General features: G+C 53.0%; 22 protein-coding genes, 1 tRNA gene and 1 pseudogene. 3 read left to right on the top strand and 21 right to left on the bottom strand.

What is annotated here, in order from left to right:
- The first annotated feature begins 16 nt into the window (after positions 1-16).
- The 3 genes from pflA (at position 17) to GALF_RS03025 (ending at position 3872) form a co-directional block, all read left to right on the top strand.
- Positions 17-805, top strand: a complete 789-nt coding sequence (pflA, locus tag GALF_RS03035) for a pyruvate formate-lyase-activating protein (RefSeq protein WP_013292585.1) — start codon at positions 17-19, stop codon at positions 803-805.
- A 40-nt stretch (positions 806-845) separates the two neighbouring features.
- The gene (locus GALF_RS03030) at positions 846-2504 is read left to right on the top strand and encodes an OFA family MFS transporter (RefSeq protein WP_013292584.1); all 1659 of its coding nucleotides are present in this window, start codon (positions 846-848) and stop codon (positions 2502-2504) included.
- A gap of 135 nt (positions 2505-2639) precedes the next feature.
- Entirely contained in the window at positions 2640-3872 is a 1233-nt protein-coding gene (locus tag GALF_RS03025; protein WP_013292582.1) for a cation:proton antiporter, read from the top strand.
- 15 nt (positions 3873-3887) lie between these two features.
- On the opposite strand, the gene GALF_RS03020 is transcribed toward GALF_RS03025, so the two are convergent.
- The 21 genes and pseudogenes from GALF_RS03020 to secY all read right to left on the bottom strand — a co-directional run bounded on the left by GALF_RS03020 (position 3888) and on the right by secY (position 19137).
- Positions 3888-4721 carry an HlyC/CorC family transporter gene (locus tag GALF_RS03020; protein WP_013292581.1) on the bottom strand — a complete coding sequence of 278 codons (834 nt, stop codon included), beginning with the start codon at positions 4719-4721 and terminating at the stop codon, positions 3888-3890.
- A 10-nt stretch (positions 4722-4731) separates the two neighbouring features.
- Positions 4732-5193 (bottom strand): rRNA maturation RNase YbeY, encoded by a 462-nt coding sequence (gene ybeY, locus GALF_RS03015; protein ID WP_013292580.1) that lies wholly within the window; start codon positions 5191-5193, stop codon positions 4732-4734.
- Entirely contained in the window at positions 5190-6521 is a 1332-nt protein-coding gene (miaB, locus tag GALF_RS03010; protein ID WP_013292579.1) for a tRNA (N6-isopentenyl adenosine(37)-C2)-methylthiotransferase MiaB, read from the bottom strand. The genes ybeY and miaB overlap by 4 nt, the downstream gene beginning before the upstream one ends.
- A 66-nt stretch (positions 6522-6587) precedes the next feature.
- Positions 6588-8165 carry a methyl-accepting chemotaxis protein gene (locus tag GALF_RS03005; RefSeq protein ID WP_013292578.1) on the bottom strand — a complete coding sequence of 526 codons (1578 nt, stop codon included), beginning with the start codon at positions 8163-8165 and terminating at the stop codon, positions 6588-6590.
- A 716-nt stretch (positions 8166-8881) separates the two neighbouring features.
- Complete coding sequence (locus GALF_RS16015; RefSeq protein WP_263053280.1) at positions 8882-9010, bottom strand: hypothetical protein; 129 nt, start codon at positions 9008-9010, stop codon at positions 8882-8884.
- A 154-nt stretch (positions 9011-9164) separates the two neighbouring features.
- On the bottom strand, positions 9165-9299 hold the full coding sequence (locus GALF_RS16010; RefSeq protein ID WP_263053279.1) for a hypothetical protein: 135 nt from the start codon (positions 9297-9299) through the stop codon (positions 9165-9167).
- Positions 9300-9458, bottom strand: a pseudogene (locus GALF_RS15830) (type I restriction endonuclease subunit R, EcoR124 family); the annotation flags it as partial.
- Positions 9459-9659: 201 nt separating this feature from the next.
- A tRNA-Met gene (locus GALF_RS03000) sits at positions 9660-9736 on the bottom strand.
- Between the two features lie 37 nt (positions 9737-9773).
- Positions 9774-10478, bottom strand: a complete 705-nt coding sequence (locus GALF_RS02995; protein ID WP_013292575.1) for an SPOR domain-containing protein — start codon at positions 10476-10478, stop codon at positions 9774-9776.
- The gene (locus tag GALF_RS02990; protein ID WP_013292574.1) at positions 10475-11197 is read right to left on the bottom strand and encodes a type III pantothenate kinase; all 723 of its coding nucleotides are present in this window, start codon (positions 11195-11197) and stop codon (positions 10475-10477) included. Before GALF_RS02990 ends, GALF_RS02995 begins: the two co-directional genes overlap by 4 nt.
- Positions 11191-12159: a biotin--[acetyl-CoA-carboxylase] ligase gene (locus tag GALF_RS02985; RefSeq protein WP_013292573.1), complete on the bottom strand. Its 969-nt coding sequence runs from the start codon at positions 12157-12159 to the stop codon at positions 11191-11193. The genes GALF_RS02990 and GALF_RS02985 overlap by 7 nt, the downstream gene beginning before the upstream one ends.
- A gap of 167 nt (positions 12160-12326) precedes the next feature.
- Entirely contained in the window at positions 12327-13418 is a 1092-nt protein-coding gene (gene ychF, locus GALF_RS02980; protein WP_013292572.1) for a redox-regulated ATPase YchF, read from the bottom strand.
- 64 nt (positions 13419-13482) lie between these two features.
- Complete coding sequence (gene cysK, locus GALF_RS02975; protein ID WP_013292571.1) at positions 13483-14460, bottom strand: cysteine synthase A; 978 nt, start codon at positions 14458-14460, stop codon at positions 13483-13485.
- A 104-nt stretch (positions 14461-14564) separates the two neighbouring features.
- Positions 14565-14951, bottom strand: coding sequence for a 50S ribosomal protein L17 (rplQ, locus tag GALF_RS02970; protein WP_013292570.1), 387 nt, complete (start codon positions 14949-14951; stop codon positions 14565-14567).
- 39 nt (positions 14952-14990) lie between these two features.
- The gene (locus tag GALF_RS02965) at positions 14991-15959 is read right to left on the bottom strand and encodes a DNA-directed RNA polymerase subunit alpha (RefSeq protein WP_013292569.1); all 969 of its coding nucleotides are present in this window, start codon (positions 15957-15959) and stop codon (positions 14991-14993) included.
- 17 nt (positions 15960-15976) lie between these two features.
- On the bottom strand, positions 15977-16606 hold the full coding sequence (gene rpsD, locus GALF_RS02960) for a 30S ribosomal protein S4 (protein ID WP_013292568.1): 630 nt from the start codon (positions 16604-16606) through the stop codon (positions 15977-15979).
- An 18-nt stretch (positions 16607-16624) separates the two neighbouring features.
- Positions 16625-17014, bottom strand: coding sequence for a 30S ribosomal protein S11 (rpsK, locus tag GALF_RS02955; RefSeq protein WP_013292567.1), 390 nt, complete (start codon positions 17012-17014; stop codon positions 16625-16627).
- Positions 17015-17044: 30 nt separating this feature from the next.
- Positions 17045-17410 (bottom strand): 30S ribosomal protein S13, encoded by a 366-nt coding sequence (gene rpsM, locus GALF_RS02950; RefSeq protein WP_013292566.1) that lies wholly within the window; start codon positions 17408-17410, stop codon positions 17045-17047.
- Between the two features lie 58 nt (positions 17411-17468).
- A complete protein-coding gene (gene rpmJ / locus GALF_RS15210) occupies positions 17469-17582 on the bottom strand; it encodes a 50S ribosomal protein L36 (RefSeq protein ID WP_013292565.1) in 114 nt (37 codons plus the stop codon).
- 20 nt (positions 17583-17602) lie between these two features.
- A complete protein-coding gene (gene infA / locus GALF_RS02945) occupies positions 17603-17821 on the bottom strand; it encodes a translation initiation factor IF-1 (protein WP_013292564.1) in 219 nt (72 codons plus the stop codon).
- Entirely contained in the window at positions 17821-19137 is a 1317-nt protein-coding gene (secY, locus tag GALF_RS02940) for a preprotein translocase subunit SecY (protein WP_013292563.1), read from the bottom strand. The genes infA and secY overlap by 1 nt, the downstream gene beginning before the upstream one ends.
- Between the last annotated feature and the right edge of the window lie 10 nt (positions 19138-19147).

Raw genomic sequence — 19147 nt, 5'->3', positions numbered from 1 at the left:
ATGGCGATACCCGATCATGCAAACCGAATCAAGACATCCTAACTATATTGCCCCTGCCTGCGTCGACGAAAACGGTCGACTGTCAGGCTTTGTGCATTCATTCGTGACCAGCAGTGCCGTCGATGGCCCCGGCATGCGCTTCGTGGTTTTCGTCTCCGGCTGCCAGTTTCGCTGCCTGTATTGCCACAATCCCGATACCGTAAAATTGCACAACGGCAAACTGATGCAAGTGGATGAAGTCCTCAGCAAATTAAAGAAGTACGCCAGATTTCTTCGCGCAACCGGCGGACTGACCATTTCAGGTGGCGAGCCGCTGATGCAGGCGCACTATATCGGGGAAATCTTCTACCGCGCAAAACACGAGCTGCACCTGCACACCACGCTCGACACGCAGGGATTTTTAGGCGCCCACCTGCAAGACGACTGGTTTGACAATGTCGACCTGATTTTGCTCGACATCAAACACATCGACCCTGCAAAACATCATGCGCTGACCGCGAACCCCGTCCAGCCGACGCTCGATTTTGCACGCAGGATGTCGGCGATGGGCAAGAAGATGTGGATACGCTACGTACTGGTGCCAGGTTACACCGATGCGATTGACGACGTGGAAAAACTGGCCGATTTCGTCGCCACACTGGACGGCGTGGAACGCGTCGAAGTATTGCCCTTCCATAAAATGGGCGAACACAAATGGGAGGAGTTGGGATACCCCTACCAGTTAAAAACGGTACAGCCGCCCTCAGCCGAACTGTTAAATCGCGTCATCAACCAGTTCAGGCTACGCAATCTGAACGCCTGCTAAACCACATTCAACACTTTAACCTTCATCAAGAAAGCTGCTTATGACCACACCCAATTTATCAACCGGCACCCCTTCAGGCTGGCTCGCCCGTGAGCGCACCGTCGCCCGCGCAGGGTTTAACCGCTGGCTGGTTCCCCCCGCTGCGCTCGCCATTCACCTGTGTATTGGCATGGCCTATGGCTTTTCCGTGTTCTGGCTGCCGTTATCCAAATCCGTCGGCATCACGACGCAGGTTGCCTGCCCCGCCGAATCGGGACTGATCGATGCCTTATTCGCGACCTCTTGCGACTGGAAAATCAGCGATCTGGGCTGGATGTACACCTTGTTCTTCCTGTTACTGGGTTCCTCTGCCGCAATCTGGGGCGGCTGGCTCGAACGCGTGGGGCCGCGTCGCGCAGGGTTTACCGCCGCGGTGTGCTGGGGTGGCGGTTTGCTGATTTCCGCCTACGGCGTGTATATCCACCAGCTCTGGCTGATGTGGTTAGGATCGGGTTTCATCGGCGGCATTGGTCTGGGTTTGGGCTATATCTCGCCCGTTTCCACGCTGATCAAATGGTTCCCGGATAAACGCGGCATGGCAACCGGCATGGCCATCATGGGCTTCGGCGGCGGCGCGATGATAGGCGCTCCGCTGGCCAACATGCTGATGGAGCATTTCCGCACCCCGACCAGCATCGGTGTGTGGGAGACCTTCGCTACCATGGGCGTCGTATATTTCATCGCGATGACCTGCGGCGCATTCGGTTACCGCGTGCCGCCAACCGGCTGGAAACTGGAAGGCTGGAGCCGGCCTGAGACTCAGCATGCGCTGATCTCGGACAACAACGTGCATGTAAAGAACGTGCACAAAACGCCGCAATTCTGGCTGATCTGGGCGGTGCTGTGCCTGAACGTCAGCGCCGGCATCGGCGTGCTCGGCATGGCATCGCCCATGTTGCAGGAAATTTTCAGCGGCCGCTTGCTGGGCCTGCCCGAGGTCGATTTTGTCCACCTGAACGACGATCAGAAAAAATCAATCGCAGCACTGGCCGCAGGTTTTGCCGGATTGCTTTCGTTGTTTAACATCGCAGGACGCTTCTTCTGGGCCTCGCTCTCCGACACGCTCGGGCGCAAGAATACTTACTTCGTGTTCTTCGCACTGGGCATCGCGATGTATTCGCTCGCACCGTGGGCGGCGCACTCGGGCCATCAAGCCTTATTCGTCGCGTTCTTCTGCGTGATCCTGTCCATGTATGGCGGCGGCTTTGCCACGGTTCCGGCATATCTGGCGGACATGTTCGGCACGCAATTTGTCGGCGCAATCCACGGCCGCCTGCTGACCGCCTGGGCGACAGCCGGCATCATCGGCCCGGTGGTGGTGAACTACATCAGAGAAGCGCAGATCAATGCGGGCGTGCCGCGCGAACAGGTATACGACTTCACCATGTATATACTGGCAAGCTTCCTAGTGCTGGGCTTTATCGCCAACTGGCTGATCAAACCGGTGGACAAGAAGTGGCATCTGACCGAACAGGAAATGCGTGAAATCGAAGCGGCTCACCATCAAAAGGAAGTGAACGAAGAACTCGTTACAGGTTCTTTTGGCATCACGCACGGCGGCCTCGATACGGCAACAGCGCTCGCTTGGACTGCTGTCGGCATCCCGATCGCAATTGGCCTGTGGATCACCTTCAACAAAGCAGTGATTCTGTTTCATTGATGAGCCTTAAGCCTTTGTAGCCCACACAGTTGGCAGCCTGAAAATGGCTGCCAATTTTTTTGCCTGCAAACCTCACTCCGGTCTGGCCATTGAGCGTCATGTATAATCCGCAGCCTCTCAAACCAAGGTGCGAAAATGTCCACAACGATACTGTTCATCGGACTGATGGTGTTCTTTGCCCATTTCCTTTCCCTGCAATTTCGCAAAACCAATATCCCGGATGTGCTGGTGCTGGTGATTGTCGGTATCGTGCTAGGCCCTGTGCTGGGGTTCGTCTCGCCGGCTGACTTCGGCAAGGTCGGCTCCTTGTTTGCCACCATCGCACTGGTGGTCATCCTGTTCGAAGGCGGCACCTCGCTTGAGATGAATGTGCTGAGTAAATCGCTCACCACCACGGGTAAACTTGCCATCGGCTGCTTCGTGCTGACCGCGATCATCGCAACCTTGGTCGGCATCTACGCGCTGGAGCTTAGCATCTTGCCCGCCACCATGCTGGGTCTGACGCTGGGGAGCACCTCTCCCGCTGTCATCATCCCGCTGGTGAAAGTGTTGCGCGTATCCGAAAAGCCTGCCACCGTGATGATCCTTGAGTCTGCGCTGACGGATGTGCTGAGCATTATCGGCGTATTTGCGCTGCTGCATATCTACACGCAAGGCGGCGTAGAGCCCGGTAAGCTGATCGGCAGCGTGCTCTCGGCGATGGTGTTTGCAACCGTGATCGGCGTGATCGGCGGTATAGGCTGGCTGCTGGTATTAGGCCGCGTGCGCGATTTTCCCAATACCATCTCATCGACACTGGCCTATGTGTTCATCGTCTATGGCGCGACCGAAGGGCTGGGATTCTCGGGCCCCATCGCGGCGCTGGCGTTAGGTTTTACACTGAGCAATTTTGAAGAATTCAATTTACATCGCATCCCGAGCATAGACCGGAACATCGTGCCGCTGAACGACATCGATCTGGCTTTTTACAGCGAAGCGGTATTTCTGCTCCGAACTTACTTCTTCGTCTACCTTGGCATTTCCATCCACTTTAGCGCGGTGAATCTGACACTGACCGCAGCGCTCATCGTGCTGCTGATCTATCTGATGCGCATCGCACTGACCCGCGCCGTGTTCCGCGATCCCGGCTACAGCCTACGCGATACCGCGATCACCTCAATGATGGTTCCCAAGGGACTGGCGGCCGCCGTGCTGGCATCATTGCCGCTGCAATATGGCGTGGCGGGGGGCGAGATCATCAGAGATACCACTTACATGGTCGTGCTGATCAGCATTACCTTCACCGCGTTGCTGGTGATGGCCTACCCGACACGGCTGGCGCAGCGCTTTTACTCGCTGGCAATCGGCAAACCCGTCAAGGAAAAATAAACCGCCGTGCGAAGATTAATTCCCCGGTGTTTGCTGACTTACCTGCAGAGTATATAACCTGCGACTGTCCGCGCGCAGCACCGTGAAGATAAAGGCGTCCAGTTGCACCCGGTCACCACATTTAGGCAGGCGACCGGCCGCTTTGAGCACCAGCCCCCCCACCGTGTCACAATCCTCATCGCTAAAGTCCGTACCCAGCACCGCGTTAAAATCGGCGATTTCGGTATCGGCCTTGATGCGATACTGGCCCGCGCCATCGGCGATGATGTTGTCCTCATCAACATCAAAATCGTATTCATCCTCGATGTCGCCGACGATCTGCTCCAGCACATCCTCGATGGTGACCAGACCCGACACGCCACCATACTCATTGACGACCAGCGCAATGTGATTGCGATTGCTGCGAAACTCGCGCAGCAGCACGTTCTGGCGCTTGGATTCCGGAACGAATACGACCGGCCGCAACATATCGCGCACATCAAACTCTTCGCCGGCATAGTAACGCAGCAAATCTTTCGCCAGCAGTATGCCGATGATGTGATCCTTGTCGCCTTCTATGACCGGGAAACGCGAGTGTGCGGTTTCAATGACAAAGGGGATGAATGCTTCAGGTGGCTGACTGATGTCGATGACATCCATCTGCGCGCGGGGGATCATAATTTCGCGCACCTGACGTTCGGAGACTTGCAGCACCCCCTCCATCATCGATAGTGCATCTGCATCGAGCAAATTATTTTCGTAAGCGCCGTGCAGCAGTTGTACCAACTGCTCTCGATCTTCCGGTTCGCGCAACAGCAGCGCGGATAAACGTTCCAGCAAGGTGGGTTTGTGACTCTCAGGCTCGTCCATGTTTTGGCTGTCAGGTTTCTTTATAGGGATCAGGATACCCCAATTTTAACATCAGCGCTGTTTCCAACGCTTCCATCTCCTCTGCCTCGGCGTCGACTTCGTGGTCATAGCCTTGCAGATGCAGAGCGGCGTGAATGGCCAGATGCGCATAATGGGTCAACAAATCCTTATCCTGCTCAGTGGCTTCACGCGCCACCACCGGCGCACAGATCACCACATCGCCCGACAAATGATCGTCCTCGTCATAGACGAAGGTCAGCACATTGGTCGCATAGTCCCGCCCCCGATACGCCTTGTTTAGCTCACGGCCTTCCGCCTCATCGACGATGCGCAGCGCGAGGCTCACATCGCGCTGCAAGGCGGCTTTAATCCAGCGCCGCCACTGCGGGCGGGCGGGCAAATTCTGAGCTGCGCTGACGTATTGCACGGCAAGCGAGAGCGCAGGCTTGACAACTTTATTCGCAGGTTTCATGCAACCATCCCCGCCAGCTCACCGCGCAACGTGTGCCTGACAACTTCGGTCACTTTGACATCCACAAAACGGCCGATCATGCCGGGCGAGCCGCGAAAATTGATCACGCGGTTGTTGTCGGTGCGCCCTGCCATTTCCAGCAGGTCTTTTTTCGAGATGCCTTCCACCAGCACGCGCTGAACCGAGCCTAACATCGCCTGCCCCACGCCGTCCTCCAGCGAAGACAACTTATCCTGCAATCGTTTCAGACGCGCGGATTTCACCTCCAGCGGCGTGTCGTCATGCATTTCGGCCGCAGGCGTACCGGGGCGCGGGCTGTACAGATAACTAAAACTGTTGTCGAAGCCGATATCCTCGATCAGTTTGAGGGTTGCCTCAAAATCAGCTTCGGTCTCGCCGGGAAAACCGACGATAAAATCGGAGGTCACGCACAGGTCGGGACGCAGCGCACGTACACGGCGGATCACCGATTTGTATTCGAGTACCGTATGACCGCGCTTCATCGCCGCCAGCACCCGGTCTGAACCGGATTGCACCGGCAGATGCAAGTGGCTCACCAGCTTCGGCGTGGTGGCATAGACGTCGATCAGACGCTGGCTCATATCTCTGGGATGCGAGGTCGAATAACGGATGCGGGCAATCTCGGGCAGTGCTGCGATCGCCTGAATCAGATACGCGAAGTCGACCGTATCGTCATCCTCGGTCAACCCGGCATAGGCATTGACGTTCTGGCCGATCAGGGTCACTTCCTTGACGCCCTGAGCGGTGAGTTCCTCGATATCCTTCATCACGTCGCTCAAGGGGCGCGACACTTCTTCACCACGCGTATAAGGCACCACGCAGAACGTACAGTATTTGCTGCACCCTTCCATGATGGAGACGAAGGCGGAAGCGGAGGTCGTCACAGGCGTTGGCAGATGATCGAATTTTTCAATCTCAGGGAAGCTGATGTCCACCTGAGCGCGCCCGCTATCGCGCCGCGCCTTGATCAGTTCCGGCAGACGATGCAGGGTTTGCGGCCCGAACACCACGTCCACATAAGGCGCGCGTTTGATGATCACATCGCCCTCTTGACTTGCGACACAGCCGCCCACGCCGATCACCAGATTCGGATTGGCCAGCTTGAGCGGGCGCACACGCCCCAAATCCGAAAACACCTTCTCTTCTGCTTTCTCGCGTATCGAACAGGTATTGAACAGAATGACATCGGCCTCTTCGATCTTGTCAGTCTGTTCCATGCCGTCGCACGCACGCATCACATCCGCCATTTTGTCCGAGTCGTACTCGTTCATCTGGCAGCCATAGGTTTTAATATAAAGTTTTTTCATAGCGGGGCGATGATACCTGCATATCGAAAAAACATTAATTCAAATCTCGGCAAATTGTAAAAAAATCTAGGCCGTAAACCGGGCAACTTCCTGTTGCAGGCCTGCCGCCAGCTTCTCCAACCGCCCGGCAGCCGATGACACTTCAGAGACCGCGCCCACGCTTTCCTCGCTCATTTGCGCAATTTGCTCAATATTTCGGGCGATTTCCGCACTGGCATTTTTTTGCTCGCGCAACACATCGGAAATATCGCCGATCGCCTTAACCACATCCGATGCGCCCTCGTTGATTTGACTCATCGAGCCGCCTGCATTTTCAGCCAGCATCACACCGTGCGTGACCATCTCATTACCGCGGCGCATCACACTGGTAGAATTTTTTGCCTGAACCTGAATCGAGCCTATCATGCTGGTAATTTCCTGCGCAGATTGCGTCGTACGTTCAGCCAGCTTGCGCACCTCATCGGCAACCACGGCGAATCCGCGCCCCTGCTCACCCGCCCGCGCAGCTTCAATCGCCGCATTCAATGCCAGCAAGTTAGTCTGATCAGCCACTTCCCTGATTGCATTGATAATGCTGCTGATCTCCTCGGCTTTCATACCCAGCGACTCAATCTGTCCCGAGGCGTCGTTAACCACCTTTTCGATATTCCTGATTTCCGCCACTGCACTGGCCACTTCATCGCCCGCGTGCCGTGAGGATTCACCCGACATGGCCGCTTTTTTCTCAGCCTGCGCCGCACTATCTGCAACCTGATCGATACTGACAGAAAATTCTTCAACGGAAGCCGCAACGGACGAGGTCGTCTCACCCTGATGATTTGCATTATCCAGTACTTGCGCCGCAGCGGCGGCCAATTGACGGGCTGAACTGGCCACCATATCGGCAGAATCGCGGGTGTTTTTGACGATATGTTGCAACTCATCCACGAATGAATTCACCCCGGCCGCAATTTCACCGAGTTCATCGTCCATATCCGAGGGCAGGCGCTGAGTTAAATCCCCCTGCTTCAACAAGACGATCTTTTGCTGGATGCCCCGCAAACCTGATTGCAATGAGCGGGCAAGATTCAGCACCACAAACACATTCACGGCAGCGATCAGCCCGATGAGGGCAATCAACTGCCAGAAGATTCTGCCTGAAACTTCCGTCGCCTGCTCTCTTGCCTGCGCAGCTTCACTCTGCCGCACACCGATGAATTTTTCCAGCGCAGACTGGAAGGGCTTGAATTCACCGTTATACAAAGGAACTAATTTTTCAGTGGCCGTTTTTATGTCGGTCTGCCCCAACTGGATCAGCGATTGCGAATCCTTGTTGTAGCGATCCCATTGGCCAAGGATGCTTTTCAACTCGTCGCGTATGGCTTCGCGCTTAATCGTCTTAACCGCAATCGCGCCATGCAACTCGATATTTTGAGCCGCGGCAGAAAAAACCTCTTTGGTTTCTGACAAAGCCGGATCCAGCATAATAGTCGACAGCGCGCTGGCTTTCACTTCGAGCAGGTCGATGACATACGCCTCCCTGCGATGAGCGGTATCCCCGGCTTCCTGAATCGCATTCAGCCCAAAAATAGTCACCATCAAAATCAATCCCAGCCCGCTCAAAGTCACGAAGCCTAAAATTCTAAGTTTAGTTCTGATGCTCATTTTAAGATCCCTTTTTAAGCATGAGTTAAAGCCTACATAGACTGATGCGCAACACGGTTAACAGCGACTATCAAATGCCCCCGCACCGTCACTCCCGGTGAACAGTATCGATACGGCCGTAAGCCTAAGCTTTTGCAAAATGGAATGCAACGACATCCTTATTCATACAAGCATTTCCAGAAAGTTATTTGCTAAATACCCCCTAAAAATCAGCGATGACGAAAAGTTGTACGGTTAACAACTATTTTATGACCTCACGATTAAAAAACTCACATTTCCGACAAATTTGCTATTATAATCTGCAACGTTTCAGTCAACTATTTTTCGATAATTGAGCTATGGAACTATCAGGGAGAAAATAAAAATGGCTATTATCGCAACGATCGCTTCATTAGGCACCGTCATCATATTTGTTGGTTTTTCTATCTTTATGATCACTCAATTAGTAAAGGGCGAATAAATCCATTCCGCCCGGAGCGCTGCAGCGCTCCTTAACACTCCCTAGATTACCCTGCTTTGCCTGCGCTAATTAGCGCCGGGCTTACATATCTATGAACAAAAATATTTTACTTAAAAAAAATTTGTGCTAAAGTTCGCACAGTTGTTTTTAATGTTCAATTTAGTAACTCTCGGGAGGAGTAAATATGTCAATTATCGCAACCGTAGCATCTGTAGGCACCATGATCATGGCAATTGCTTTTGCATTGTGGATGGTTTCACAACTGTTCAGCAAAGACTAAGCAGGCATCAGCATTAAAAAAACCAGCTCCGGCTGGTTTTTTTACGTCCGAAACACAGTCCGCCAGCGCATTGCTGCTCCGCATGCGCAAAGGAATGACTTGCATGGGTGCGCGCCAGAATAAATTTGCGTTCCACTATCTTCGGCTTGAAGCTCAGCGACTCCGCGATTTCCTGATCCTTGGGCAGGCGGTTGGCGAACGCATAGGTCTGTAGCAGCTTTTCAAATTGAGCAGGTTTGATCTGCTCGTCGCGACACAGCTACACAAAGGCGTTTTGTCGTTGCCGCGTCCAGCAGCTTTCAAACTTGGCAATCACGTTGTCGTCCAGTTTGAGCTTGGGCAGATTACCCTCGATGAACGCTTCGATCAGTTTGCGCTTGCTGCGCAGCTGCACTTAGCCTGCCAGCATGTCGAGAATCGCCTTCTGGCGCTTCCGGGCTTCCTCGGGCGGCAACCCCTTCAGATTGATCAGCAGATTCAGGATATACGCCACATTGATCTCGTCGCGGCGGATCAGGCTCAATTCAAAATCCACCTCTTCCAGCACCGAGACTTTTTCAGGTTCGGTTTATTTCTTCACCTTATCGTGAATGTCGAGATATTTGAGGTAGCAAAAAGTTCTGCCAGCGGGTTCTGGTTCATTATTAGCGTCCATTCGCCCCTCAGCGTGAGCGAATAGTGATCAGCGGGAAGACGTCAAGGGAAAATAAAAGAATAAAGGCAACGTAATCTTTTGATTACATTGCCTTTTTATTGGTGGTGATAGGTGGATTTGAACCACCGACCTCAGCGTTATGAGTGCTGCGCTCTAACCACCTGAGCTATATCACCGAAGAGGTCAGCATTGTCCAGATTTCAGTGCCCCGTGTCAATGGCAAGAAACACTCTTTAACTCACTTGCAGCAAATTCTTTTTGCAAAACCGCCAATTTCGCACTCATTTTGACATCCAGACCATCGAATACGAATATTACCGTCTTGCTTTTACTGGATCGCTCGCCCATTTTGGCCGAGTTCACACCCTTTTTACGCAGACCTTCAATAAAACTTTGCGCCGCCTCGCGGGTTTTAAATAACCCAAGGGAAATTGCGTTCTGCCACTCCCCCGCTTCCTGCACAACAAAAAAATCCGTCACACCGCGCGCCTTGAGCTGAGCCAACTTCTGAATGACCGCGCCGTTATCCTTTAAGGGCGCGATATAAACCCAGAAACCGATGACACGATCAACTTCGCGCTGACTGAGCTTGTCGCCCGGCACGATCTTGTTCAAGGCAGCAGCCGCCTTATCAAGCTCAGCCCCGGTAAATTCACCCCATTCAAAACAGGAACGGGTCGCGACGATCGCAGCGACAGGAGCCGGCAACACCGGCTCTGAAACTGCCAGCACAGCGGATATCGCAACAGGTTCAGAGACGGCGACAGGCACTGATGGTGCCGTAATTGTAAGCGTGATCTTGTCAGCATTGATCGCCGCCAGCACTGGCGCATCCGGATGCCCCTCAAAAATCCCGGACTTCATGACTGCGAAAAAAATCACATTTACAGCGATCAATGCCCAGAGTATTTTTTTCATGCGCCACCACTTTCACGTGCAATTATCAATAAGCCCTGCAAGACCAGATTATCCTGTATCTGCCGCGGTAAATTTAAGTGTTCGGACAACAAGCGGGCAGCCCCCCCACACAGCAGCACCGGCGCATCGTCCGCAGCAAGCCGCGCATATTGCAAGCCGATCGCACCGCAAGTGGCCTGCAGCGCGCCGCTGAAGATCGCATCGGCCGTGGTGAGCGGAAAAGCGGCATACTCACCGCCTGCAAGCTGCAACTGCGCCGTAGCACCCGCCAGCGCCTGCTGCATCAGCGCGATGCCAGGCAAGATCAGCCCGCCTAAAAACTCGCCCCCGTCAGATAAGGCATCGATCGTCGTGGCCGTCCCGCTTCCCACCACGAGACAGGCGCGTTTTTGCAACGCCCACGCGGCAATCAGCGACGCCCAGCGGTCCGTACCCAGACTCGACGGCTGCGTATAGGTGTTCTGCACGCCGCACTGCAAAGCTTGTGACGCGATAAAGGTCACTGTGCAGCCGCGCGCCGCACAGACGGCACGGATGCGCTCACCCAGCGCAGAGCCCGCCACGTTGCTGACCCACACGGAGCAAGCGGATACAGGAAAATAGTCCTCGAGCTCGCAAGCCCGATTGACAGGCAACACACACACGGGCTGGCACCAATCCCCTTCGACCTGCTGGATCTTGATATTGGTGTTGCCGGCATCGATCAGCAGCCTCAACAAGCGCCCACCTCCCCTGAGTTAAACAGCCTTACACCGTCCGCTGTTGCAAGCCTGAGCTCACCCGAATCACTGACACCCAGCGCAATGCCGTTCACGCTGCTTCCATCAGGCATAGCCAGACGAACGGGAAGATTTTGCTGCAAATGGTAACGCTGCCACTCCTCCTGAAAACCGGCAAAGCCACTTGAGGAAAACTGCTGCAAAACGCCCGCCAAATCCTGCAAAATCGCAGCCAGCAACTGAGCTCTGTCGGGCGCACGCGAGCACAACTGATCGAGTGACGCTGCGCGCTGGGTGATGAGCTGCGCCAGCGAATTCGGCAGACTGCAATTGAGACCGATGCCGATCACGACACTGCTGGGGCCGTACATATCCCCCTGCGCCTCGATCAACACGCCGCCCAGCTTGCCATCGGAGGACAGGATGTCATTGGGCCATTTAAGACCCGCACCTGCCACCTCAAAACGCTGCAGCGCGCGCATGATGGCCACGCCCACCGCCAAACTCAGCCCGGAGAGCGCATTCAGGCCGCAGTTAAAACGCCACAACAGGGAAAAAGTCAGCGCATTGCCTAAGCCGGTATGCCAGCTACGACCGATACGACCGCGCCCGCCGGTTTGCAGCTCGACTGCGAGCACACAGCCACTGGTAGCACCCAGCGAGGCACGCCGCAGCAACTCAGTATTACTGGAAGTGGCCTGCTGCAAAATTTCAAGCTGAAAACAGGCCGCATTCTCAGTTAATGCCGCATTGACCTGATCCGCCTCCAGCGGCTGCCAGGCCGGCAGCAGACGGTAGCCACGACCGCGTATCCGTTGCAGCTGCACGCCGAATTCGGTAACGGAGGACAGCGCAGAAAACACCGTCGCGCGCGAGACCCCTAACTGACGCCCCAGCGCAACGCCGGAATGAAACTCGCCGTCTGCCAACAGTCGCAGCAACTGCCAGGTACGCGGGGTCATGAAAAGAACAATTGATAAGTGTAAATTGAAAATGGACAGTTAACAGTCGGCAACCACATGACGTCTTGCATCATGCATCCTCCTTCAAGGAATTATTGATTAAGGATTGCGCTCTGACACTATTCATTAATTAACAATTGATAATTATCAATTATCCATTGCCTTGTTTACACGTTAAACAGGAAATTCAACACATCGCCATCCTGCACGACATATTCCTTACCTTCGACGCGCATCTTGCCCTTTTCCTTGGCACCCGCTTCACCGCCGCAGGCGATAAAATCGCTAAAGGCAATGGTCTGAGCACGAATAAATCCGCGTTCAAAATCAGTGTGGATGACGCCCGCCGCCTGTGGCGCCGTGTCGCCCTTATGGATCGTCCACGCGCGCACTTCCTTCACCCCGGCAGTAAAGTAAGTTTGCAACCCGAGCAAGTCATACCCTGCGCGGATCAACTTATTCAAACCGGGTTCATCCAGCCCCAGATCCGCTAAAAATTCCAGTCGGTCGGCATCATCCAGATCGGACAGCTCCGCTTCGATCTTGGCGCACAGCACCACGACCGGCGCGCCCTCTTTTGCCGCATATTCGCGCAAGCGATCCAGATGCGGGTTATTTTCGAAACCATCCTCCATCACATTACCCACATACATCGCAGGCTTGATGGTCAACATGCACAGCGGCTTGACGATTTCCTTCTCGTCATCGGAGAGACCGAACGTACGCACAGGCTTGCCTTCGTTTAGATGCGGCAACAGCTTTTCCAGCACCGCCACCATCTTGATCGCATCCTTGTCGCCCGACTTGGCTTTCTTACCGTCGCGATGCAAGGTTCGTTCAACCACCGCCATGTCAGCCAGCGCTAACTCAGTGAGAATAACCTCAATGTCCGACAACGGGTCAACACGACCGGCGACATGCACGACATTTTCATCTTCAAAACAACGCACCACGTTGACGATGGCATCCGTTTCGCGAATATTGGCCAGAAATTGATTGCCCAGCCCTTCCCCCTTGGAGGCACCCGCCACCAGACCGGCAATATCCACAAACTCAACAATAGCAGGCTGCATACGCTGTGGCTTTACGATCTTGGCTAGCTCATCCATACGCGGATCCGGCACTTCGACAATACCGACGTTAGGCTCAATGGTACAGAAGGGATAGTTTTCCGCCGCGATACCAGCTTTGGTAAGGGCATTGAACAGGGTGGATTTACCCACATTGGGAAGACCTACGATACCGCATTTCAAACTCATTTAATTTCCTTGATATTCAATATAGCCCGCAAAAGCAGGCTGAAAAAAACATAGACCGCGAGCGTCAGAGTGCAACACCCTTATCGTCGAACAGGCCTTCGAACAGAATCGAGCTTAGATACCGCTCACCGGAATCTGGCAAAATAACGACAATCGTTTTACCGGAATTTTCCGGCAGATGCGCTAAGCGCACCGCCACAGCAACCGCCGCACCGCAGGAGATCCCCGCCAGTATGCCTTCCTCGCGCGCTAGGCGACGCGCATATAGCACCGCCTCCTCGTTGCACACCTGTTCAATCTGATCAACCAGCGACAGATCCAGCGTGTCGGGCACAAAGCCTGCGCCGATCCCCTGAATTTTATGCGGCCCGGGCTTGAGCGGCTCACCTGCACGCCGCTGAGACAGCACCGGACTGGCGGCAGGCTCAACCGCCACCGTCGTAATGGCACGCCCCTGAGTATTTTTGATATAGCGGGAAATGCCCGTAATCGTGCCGCCCGTACCGACGCCAGACACCAGAATATCGATCTTGCCATCGGTATCCTGCCAAATTTCAGGGCCGGTAGTTTTTTCATGAATAGCGGGATTAGCGGGATTCTTGAATTGCTGGAGCAACAGATATTTAGCCGGATTCGATGCCGCGATTTCCTCGGCCTTTGCAATGGCCCCGCTCATCCCCTTAGCGCCATCTGTCAACACCAGTGTCGCGCCATAGGCCAGCAGCAATTTACGCCGCTCTATGCTCATCGTCTCAGGCATGGTGAGCGTCAACGGAATGCCGCGCGCCGCCGCAACAAAGGCCAACGCAATGCCGGTATTGCCGCTGGTCGGTTCAACCAGATGCGTATCGGGACCCAGCAGCCCGCGCTGCTCAGCATCCTCCACCATCGCAGCACCGATGCGACATTTAACCGAGTAGCCGGGATTACGGCCTTCAATCTTTGCCAGTATCGTAGCCGGCGCGCCATCCGTTACGCGATTGAGGCGCACCAGCGGGGTGTGACCGACAGACTTGGAATTATCCTCAAACCAATTTGACATACTGACTCCCGATTAAATATACGAAACTCACAGCAAAGTAATGCGCATAATAGCAAAAAGCCGGAATAATCCGGCTTTTTGTTTAACACAGATCAATCAACAGATTACTCAGCGTCAACAACTTCAGCATCAGCAGGGCGGTCCATCAGTTCAACCAATGCCATAGGAGCATTGTCGCCTTGACGGAAACCGAACTTCAGAACGCGCAAATAACCGCCGTTGCGTGTTGCGTAGCGTGGGCCCAGCTCTTCAAACAACTTGGTAACCATTTCACGGTCACGCAGACGGGCAAATGCCAGACGGCGATTAGCCAGTGTTGGAGTCTTGCCCAACGTCAGGATAGGTTCTGCAACGCGACGCAGTTCCTTAGCCTTAGGCAGGGTAGTCTTGATGACTTCGTGACGCAACAGCGAAACTGTCATGTTGCGGAACATTGCCAGACGGTGACTGCTGGTACGGTTGAGTTTTCTTAAACCTAAACGGTGACGCATAATTTGCCTCTCTTAAACTTCAGTTATTCTACTAACGGCCTATGCAACAGCGACGGGCCAGTTTTCCAGCTTCATACCCAGCGACAAATTGTGCTCGGCAAGAACCTGCTTGATCTCATTCAGAGACTTGCGGCCCAGATTCGGGGTGCGCAACAGATCGTTTTCGCTGTATTGAATCAGATCGCCGATGTAATGAATGCTTTGTGCCTTCAGACAGTTCGAAGAACGTGGTGTCAACTCCAGATCATCGACCGGACGCAACAGGATAGGATCAACCTGAGGAACATGTTCCTTTTCAACAACAGGCTCAGTACCTTCCAATGCCGCGAACACAGAGAACTGATCAACAAGAATACGCGCTGCATTGCGTATCGCTTGTTCAGGATCAATTGCACCGTTGGTTTCGATCGTCATGATCAGCTTGTCGAGGTCGGTACGCTGTTCAACACGTGCACTCTCAACCGCATAGCTAACACGGCTCACAGGGCTGAATGAAGCATCCAGCGCGATGTGCCCTACCGCACGCGTTTCATTAGGCAACTGACGTGAGATTGCGGAAACATAACCACGGCCCTGCTCAACCTTAATCTGCATATCCAGCTTACCGCCGGCAGTCAGATGAGCAATCACGTGTTCAGGATTCAACACTTCAACTTCAGCATTTGCACTGATATCCGCAGCAGTAACGACGCCGAAACCTTCCTTTTTCAAGGTCAGAACGACTTCTTTAACGCCATGCAGACGCAGAACAACACCTTTGAGATTCAGCAGGATATCAACAACGTCTTCCTGCACGCCGTCTATCGTTGCGTACTCGTGCAACACACCGGACATCTTCACTTCGGTCGGTGCAGCACCGGCCATAGAAGACAGCAAAATGCGACGCAGAGCATTACCTAAAGTGTGGCCAAAGCCACGCTCAAAAGGTTCCATGACCACTTTAGCCTGGGTCTCGGAAATCTTTTGAACTTCAATAATGCGAGGCTTCAAAAAATCATTGTTATACATAAGCTACTCCGCGTGGATTACTTGGAATACAACTCAACCACGAGATGCTCGTTGATGGTTGCAGGCAGTTCAGCACGTTGTGGGTTGGCTTTGAATGTACCCTTGAATGCTTTAGTGTCCATTTCAATCCACTCGGGAAAGCCACGCGTTTCGGCAGCTGCAATAGCGGCCTTAATACGCAACTGAGCCTTTGACTTTTCAGCCACTTCAACTACGTCACCAGGACGCACTTGATAGGAAGGAATATTCACTCGCTTGCCGTTGACCAGCAGGGCATTGTGGCGCACAACCTGACGCGCTTCAGCACGAGATGCGCCAAAACCCATACGGTACGACACGTTATCCAGACGCGATTCAAGCAATTGCAGCAAAGACTCACCGGTAATACCGCGTGAAGCTTCAGCCTTTTTGTAAGTCAGACGGAACTGACGCTCAAGAACGCCATAGATACGACGAACTTTTTGCTTTTCACGCAACTGACCACCGTACTCTGACAAACGTGTGTTACGACGCTGGCCATGCTGACCAGGTGGATACGCACGACGCTCAACAGCACACTTGTCGGTAAAGCATTTTTCGCCCTTCAGAAAGAGCTTTTCGCCCTCACGACGGCACTTACGGCATTTTGCATCAAGATTTCTAGCCAAGATCAACTCCCAAATAAATTAGATACGACGCTTTTTAGGCGGACGGCAACCGTTGTGCGGTACCGGCGTAATATCAGAAATGCTTGTGATCTTAAAACCAGCTGCATTCAATGCACGTACTGTAGATTCACGACCAGGACCTGGGCCCTTGATACGCACTTCAATATTCTTAACTCCACATTCAGCAGCAGATTTGCCGACAACTTCAGCAGCAACCTGAGCAGCAAACGGAGTACTCTTACGCGAACCCTTAAAACCATTCGCACCGCTCGTGGACCAAGCCAGAGCATTGCCCTGACGATCCGTGATCGTTACGATCGTGTTGTTAAAGGAAGCGTGAACGTGAGCAATACCTTCTACTACGTTCTTTTTAACTTTTTTACGCACTTTCGTGCTTGGCTTAGCCATGATTAAATCCTCTAATGCGTTAAAGCAAACTTACTTCTTAGATCCGGAAATAGCTTTGCGCGGACCTTTACGTGTACGCGCGTTAGTGCGAGTACGCTGTCCGCGACAAGGCAGACCACGACGATGACGCACGCCGCGATAACAACCCAGATCCATCAGACGTTTGATATTCATCGTTGTTTCACGACGAAGATCACCCTCTACGGTGAATTTGGCGACTTCTTCGCGCAGTTTTTCAACTTCTGCGTCAGTCAAGTCTTTCATTTTGACGCTGGGGGTGACCCCTGCTGCCGCGCAAATACCTTGCGAACGAACTCGTCCGATACCGTAAATTGCTGTTAAAGCAATTACAGCGTGTTGATGGTTTGGGATGTTTACCCCTGCAATACGTGCCATGCAGCTACCCTATCTTTAAAAAACGAAAATTATATCATCAAAAACCAAAGTTTAAAAATTAACCTTGGCGTTGCTTGTGACGTGGCTCAGTGCAAATTACACGCACAACACGTTTACGAATAACGATCTTGCAGTTACGGCAGATCTTTTTTACTGATGCTTGAACTCTCATTTACTTCTCCTAACTAAAAACTATTTGGCACGGAATACGATACGAGCACGGCTCAAATCGTAAGGTGTCAACTCAACCGTCACCTTATCACCAGGTAAGATGCGAATATAGTGCATGCGCATTTTACCTGAGATATGACCTAGAACAACATGACCATTTTCCAGCTTGATGCGGAATGTTGCATTAGGCAACGATTCCTCAATCTCACCTTGCATCTGAATTACATCTTCTTTTGCCATTAGCGCGACAACCCACCTTTAAAATTAGCCTTTTTCAGCAAACTGTCATACTGGTGCGTCATCAGATACGACTGCACTTGTGCCATGAAATCCATAGTGACGACAACGAGAATCAGCAGCGACGTACCACCGAAATAGAACGGCACGTTGAACTTGACAACCAAAAATTCAGGCAACAAACAAACCAGCGTGATATACACCGCGCCGATCAAAGTCAGACGCAACATAATCTTCTCAACGTACTTGGCAGTTTGCTCTCCCGGACGAATACCGGGCAAAAATGCACCGCTCTTCTTCAGGTTATCCGCTGTTTCTTTAGGACTGAAAACCAGCGCCGTATAGAAAAAGCAAAAGAACAAAATCGCAGACGCATAAGCCAGTACATAAATCGGCTGACCCGGAGACAACATCTGACTCGCATCTTTCAACCAACCCATGCCTTGGGAGTTACCAAACCAACCGGCAATCGTCGCTGGAAACAGGATGATACTTGAAGCAAAAATCGGAGGAATCACACCCGCCATATTCAGTTTCAAAGGCAAATGAGAACTTTGCCCGCCATAGACCCTGTTACCCACCTGACGTTTGGCATAGTTGACCAGTATCTTGCGCTGACCGCGCTCGACGAAGACAACCAGAGCCGTCACCGCAATCGCACCAACAAACAGAAACAGCACCAGCGGGATCGAAAATGCACCCGTACGAGCCAGTTCAAGCGTGCTGCCAATCGCACTAGGAAGACCTGCCGCGATACCTGCAAAGATGATCAAAGAAATACCGTTGCCCAAACCGCGCTCAGTAATCTGCTCACCTAACCACATCAGGAACATCGTTCCCGTTACCAGTGTGATCATCGTAGTCATCTGGAACATGGATCCCGGATGAAGCACCAGACCAGGCTGAGCTTGAAGTGCAACAGAAATCCCGAACGACTGAAATACAGCCAGACCAAGCGTTCCGTAGCGAGTGTATTGAGTAATCTTACGACGACCCGATTCACCCTCCTTCTTCAACTGCTCCAGATACGGCACAGCGATAGAAGCCAACTGCATGATAATGGATGCCGAAATGTACGGCATAATACCTAAAGCAAAAATGGTAAAACGCGACAGAGCGCCACCTGAGAACATGTTAAACATGCCCAGAATGCCGTTCTTTTGCGTTTTAAACAAGTCAGCTAGTACAACCGGATCAATTCCCGGAACCGGAATGTGCGCACCGATACGAAACACGACCAGTGCGCCCAGCAAGAACCAAAGACGGGTGCTTAAATCCCCGTACTTGGCCTTAGGTGCATCCTTAGCAACTTTGCTCACGTTCTGCCTT

The organism is Gallionella capsiferriformans ES-2 (assembly GCF_000145255.1).
In the GTDB taxonomy this organism is placed as follows: domain Bacteria; phylum Pseudomonadota; class Gammaproteobacteria; order Burkholderiales; family Gallionellaceae; genus Gallionella; species Gallionella capsiferriformans.
The sequence above is the reverse complement of the archived record's forward strand: the minus strand, read 5'-3'. Positions and strand labels throughout refer to the sequence as shown.

Excerpts from the sequence above, each read along its gene's own strand:
- pflA (WP_013292585.1), top strand. The coding sequence starts at position 17 with ATGCAAACCGAATCAAGACATCCTAACTATATTGCCCCTGCCTGCGTC.
- GALF_RS03030 (WP_013292584.1), top strand. The coding sequence starts at position 846 with ATGACCACACCCAATTTATCAACCGGCACCCCTTCAGGCTGGCTCGCC.
- GALF_RS03025 (WP_013292582.1), top strand. The coding sequence starts at position 2,640 with ATGTCCACAACGATACTGTTCATCGGACTGATGGTGTTCTTTGCCCAT.
- GALF_RS03020 (WP_013292581.1), bottom strand. The coding sequence starts at position 4,721 with ATGGACGAGCCTGAGAGTCACAAACCCACCTTGCTGGAACGTTTATCC.
- ybeY (WP_013292580.1), bottom strand. The coding sequence starts at position 5,193 with ATGAAACCTGCGAATAAAGTTGTCAAGCCTGCGCTCTCGCTTGCCGTG.
- miaB (WP_013292579.1), bottom strand. The coding sequence starts at position 6,521 with ATGAAAAAACTTTATATTAAAACCTATGGCTGCCAGATGAACGAGTAC.
- GALF_RS03005 (WP_013292578.1), bottom strand. The coding sequence starts at position 8,165 with ATGAGCATCAGAACTAAACTTAGAATTTTAGGCTTCGTGACTTTGAGC.
- GALF_RS16015 (WP_263053280.1), bottom strand. The coding sequence starts at position 9,010 with ATGCAAGTCATTCCTTTGCGCATGCGGAGCAGCAATGCGCTGGCGGAC.
- GALF_RS02995 (WP_013292575.1), bottom strand. The coding sequence starts at position 10,478 with ATGAAAAAAATACTCTGGGCATTGATCGCTGTAAATGTGATTTTTTTC.
- GALF_RS02985 (WP_013292573.1), bottom strand. The coding sequence starts at position 12,159 with ATGACCCCGCGTACCTGGCAGTTGCTGCGACTGTTGGCAGACGGCGAG.
- ychF (WP_013292572.1), bottom strand. The coding sequence starts at position 13,418 with ATGAGTTTGAAATGCGGTATCGTAGGTCTTCCCAATGTGGGTAAATCC.
- cysK (WP_013292571.1), bottom strand. The coding sequence starts at position 14,460 with ATGTCAAATTGGTTTGAGGATAATTCCAAGTCTGTCGGTCACACCCCG.
- rplQ (WP_013292570.1), bottom strand. The coding sequence starts at position 14,951 with ATGCGTCACCGTTTAGGTTTAAGAAAACTCAACCGTACCAGCAGTCAC.
- GALF_RS02965 (WP_013292569.1), bottom strand. The coding sequence starts at position 15,959 with ATGTATAACAATGATTTTTTGAAGCCTCGCATTATTGAAGTTCAAAAG.
- rpsK (WP_013292567.1), bottom strand. The coding sequence starts at position 17,014 with ATGGCTAAGCCAAGCACGAAAGTGCGTAAAAAAGTTAAAAAGAACGTA.
- rpsM (WP_013292566.1), bottom strand. The coding sequence starts at position 17,410 with ATGGCACGTATTGCAGGGGTAAACATCCCAAACCATCAACACGCTGTA.
- rpmJ (WP_013292565.1), bottom strand. The coding sequence starts at position 17,582 with ATGAGAGTTCAAGCATCAGTAAAAAAGATCTGCCGTAACTGCAAGATC.
- infA (WP_013292564.1), bottom strand. The coding sequence starts at position 17,821 with ATGGCAAAAGAAGATGTAATTCAGATGCAAGGTGAGATTGAGGAATCG.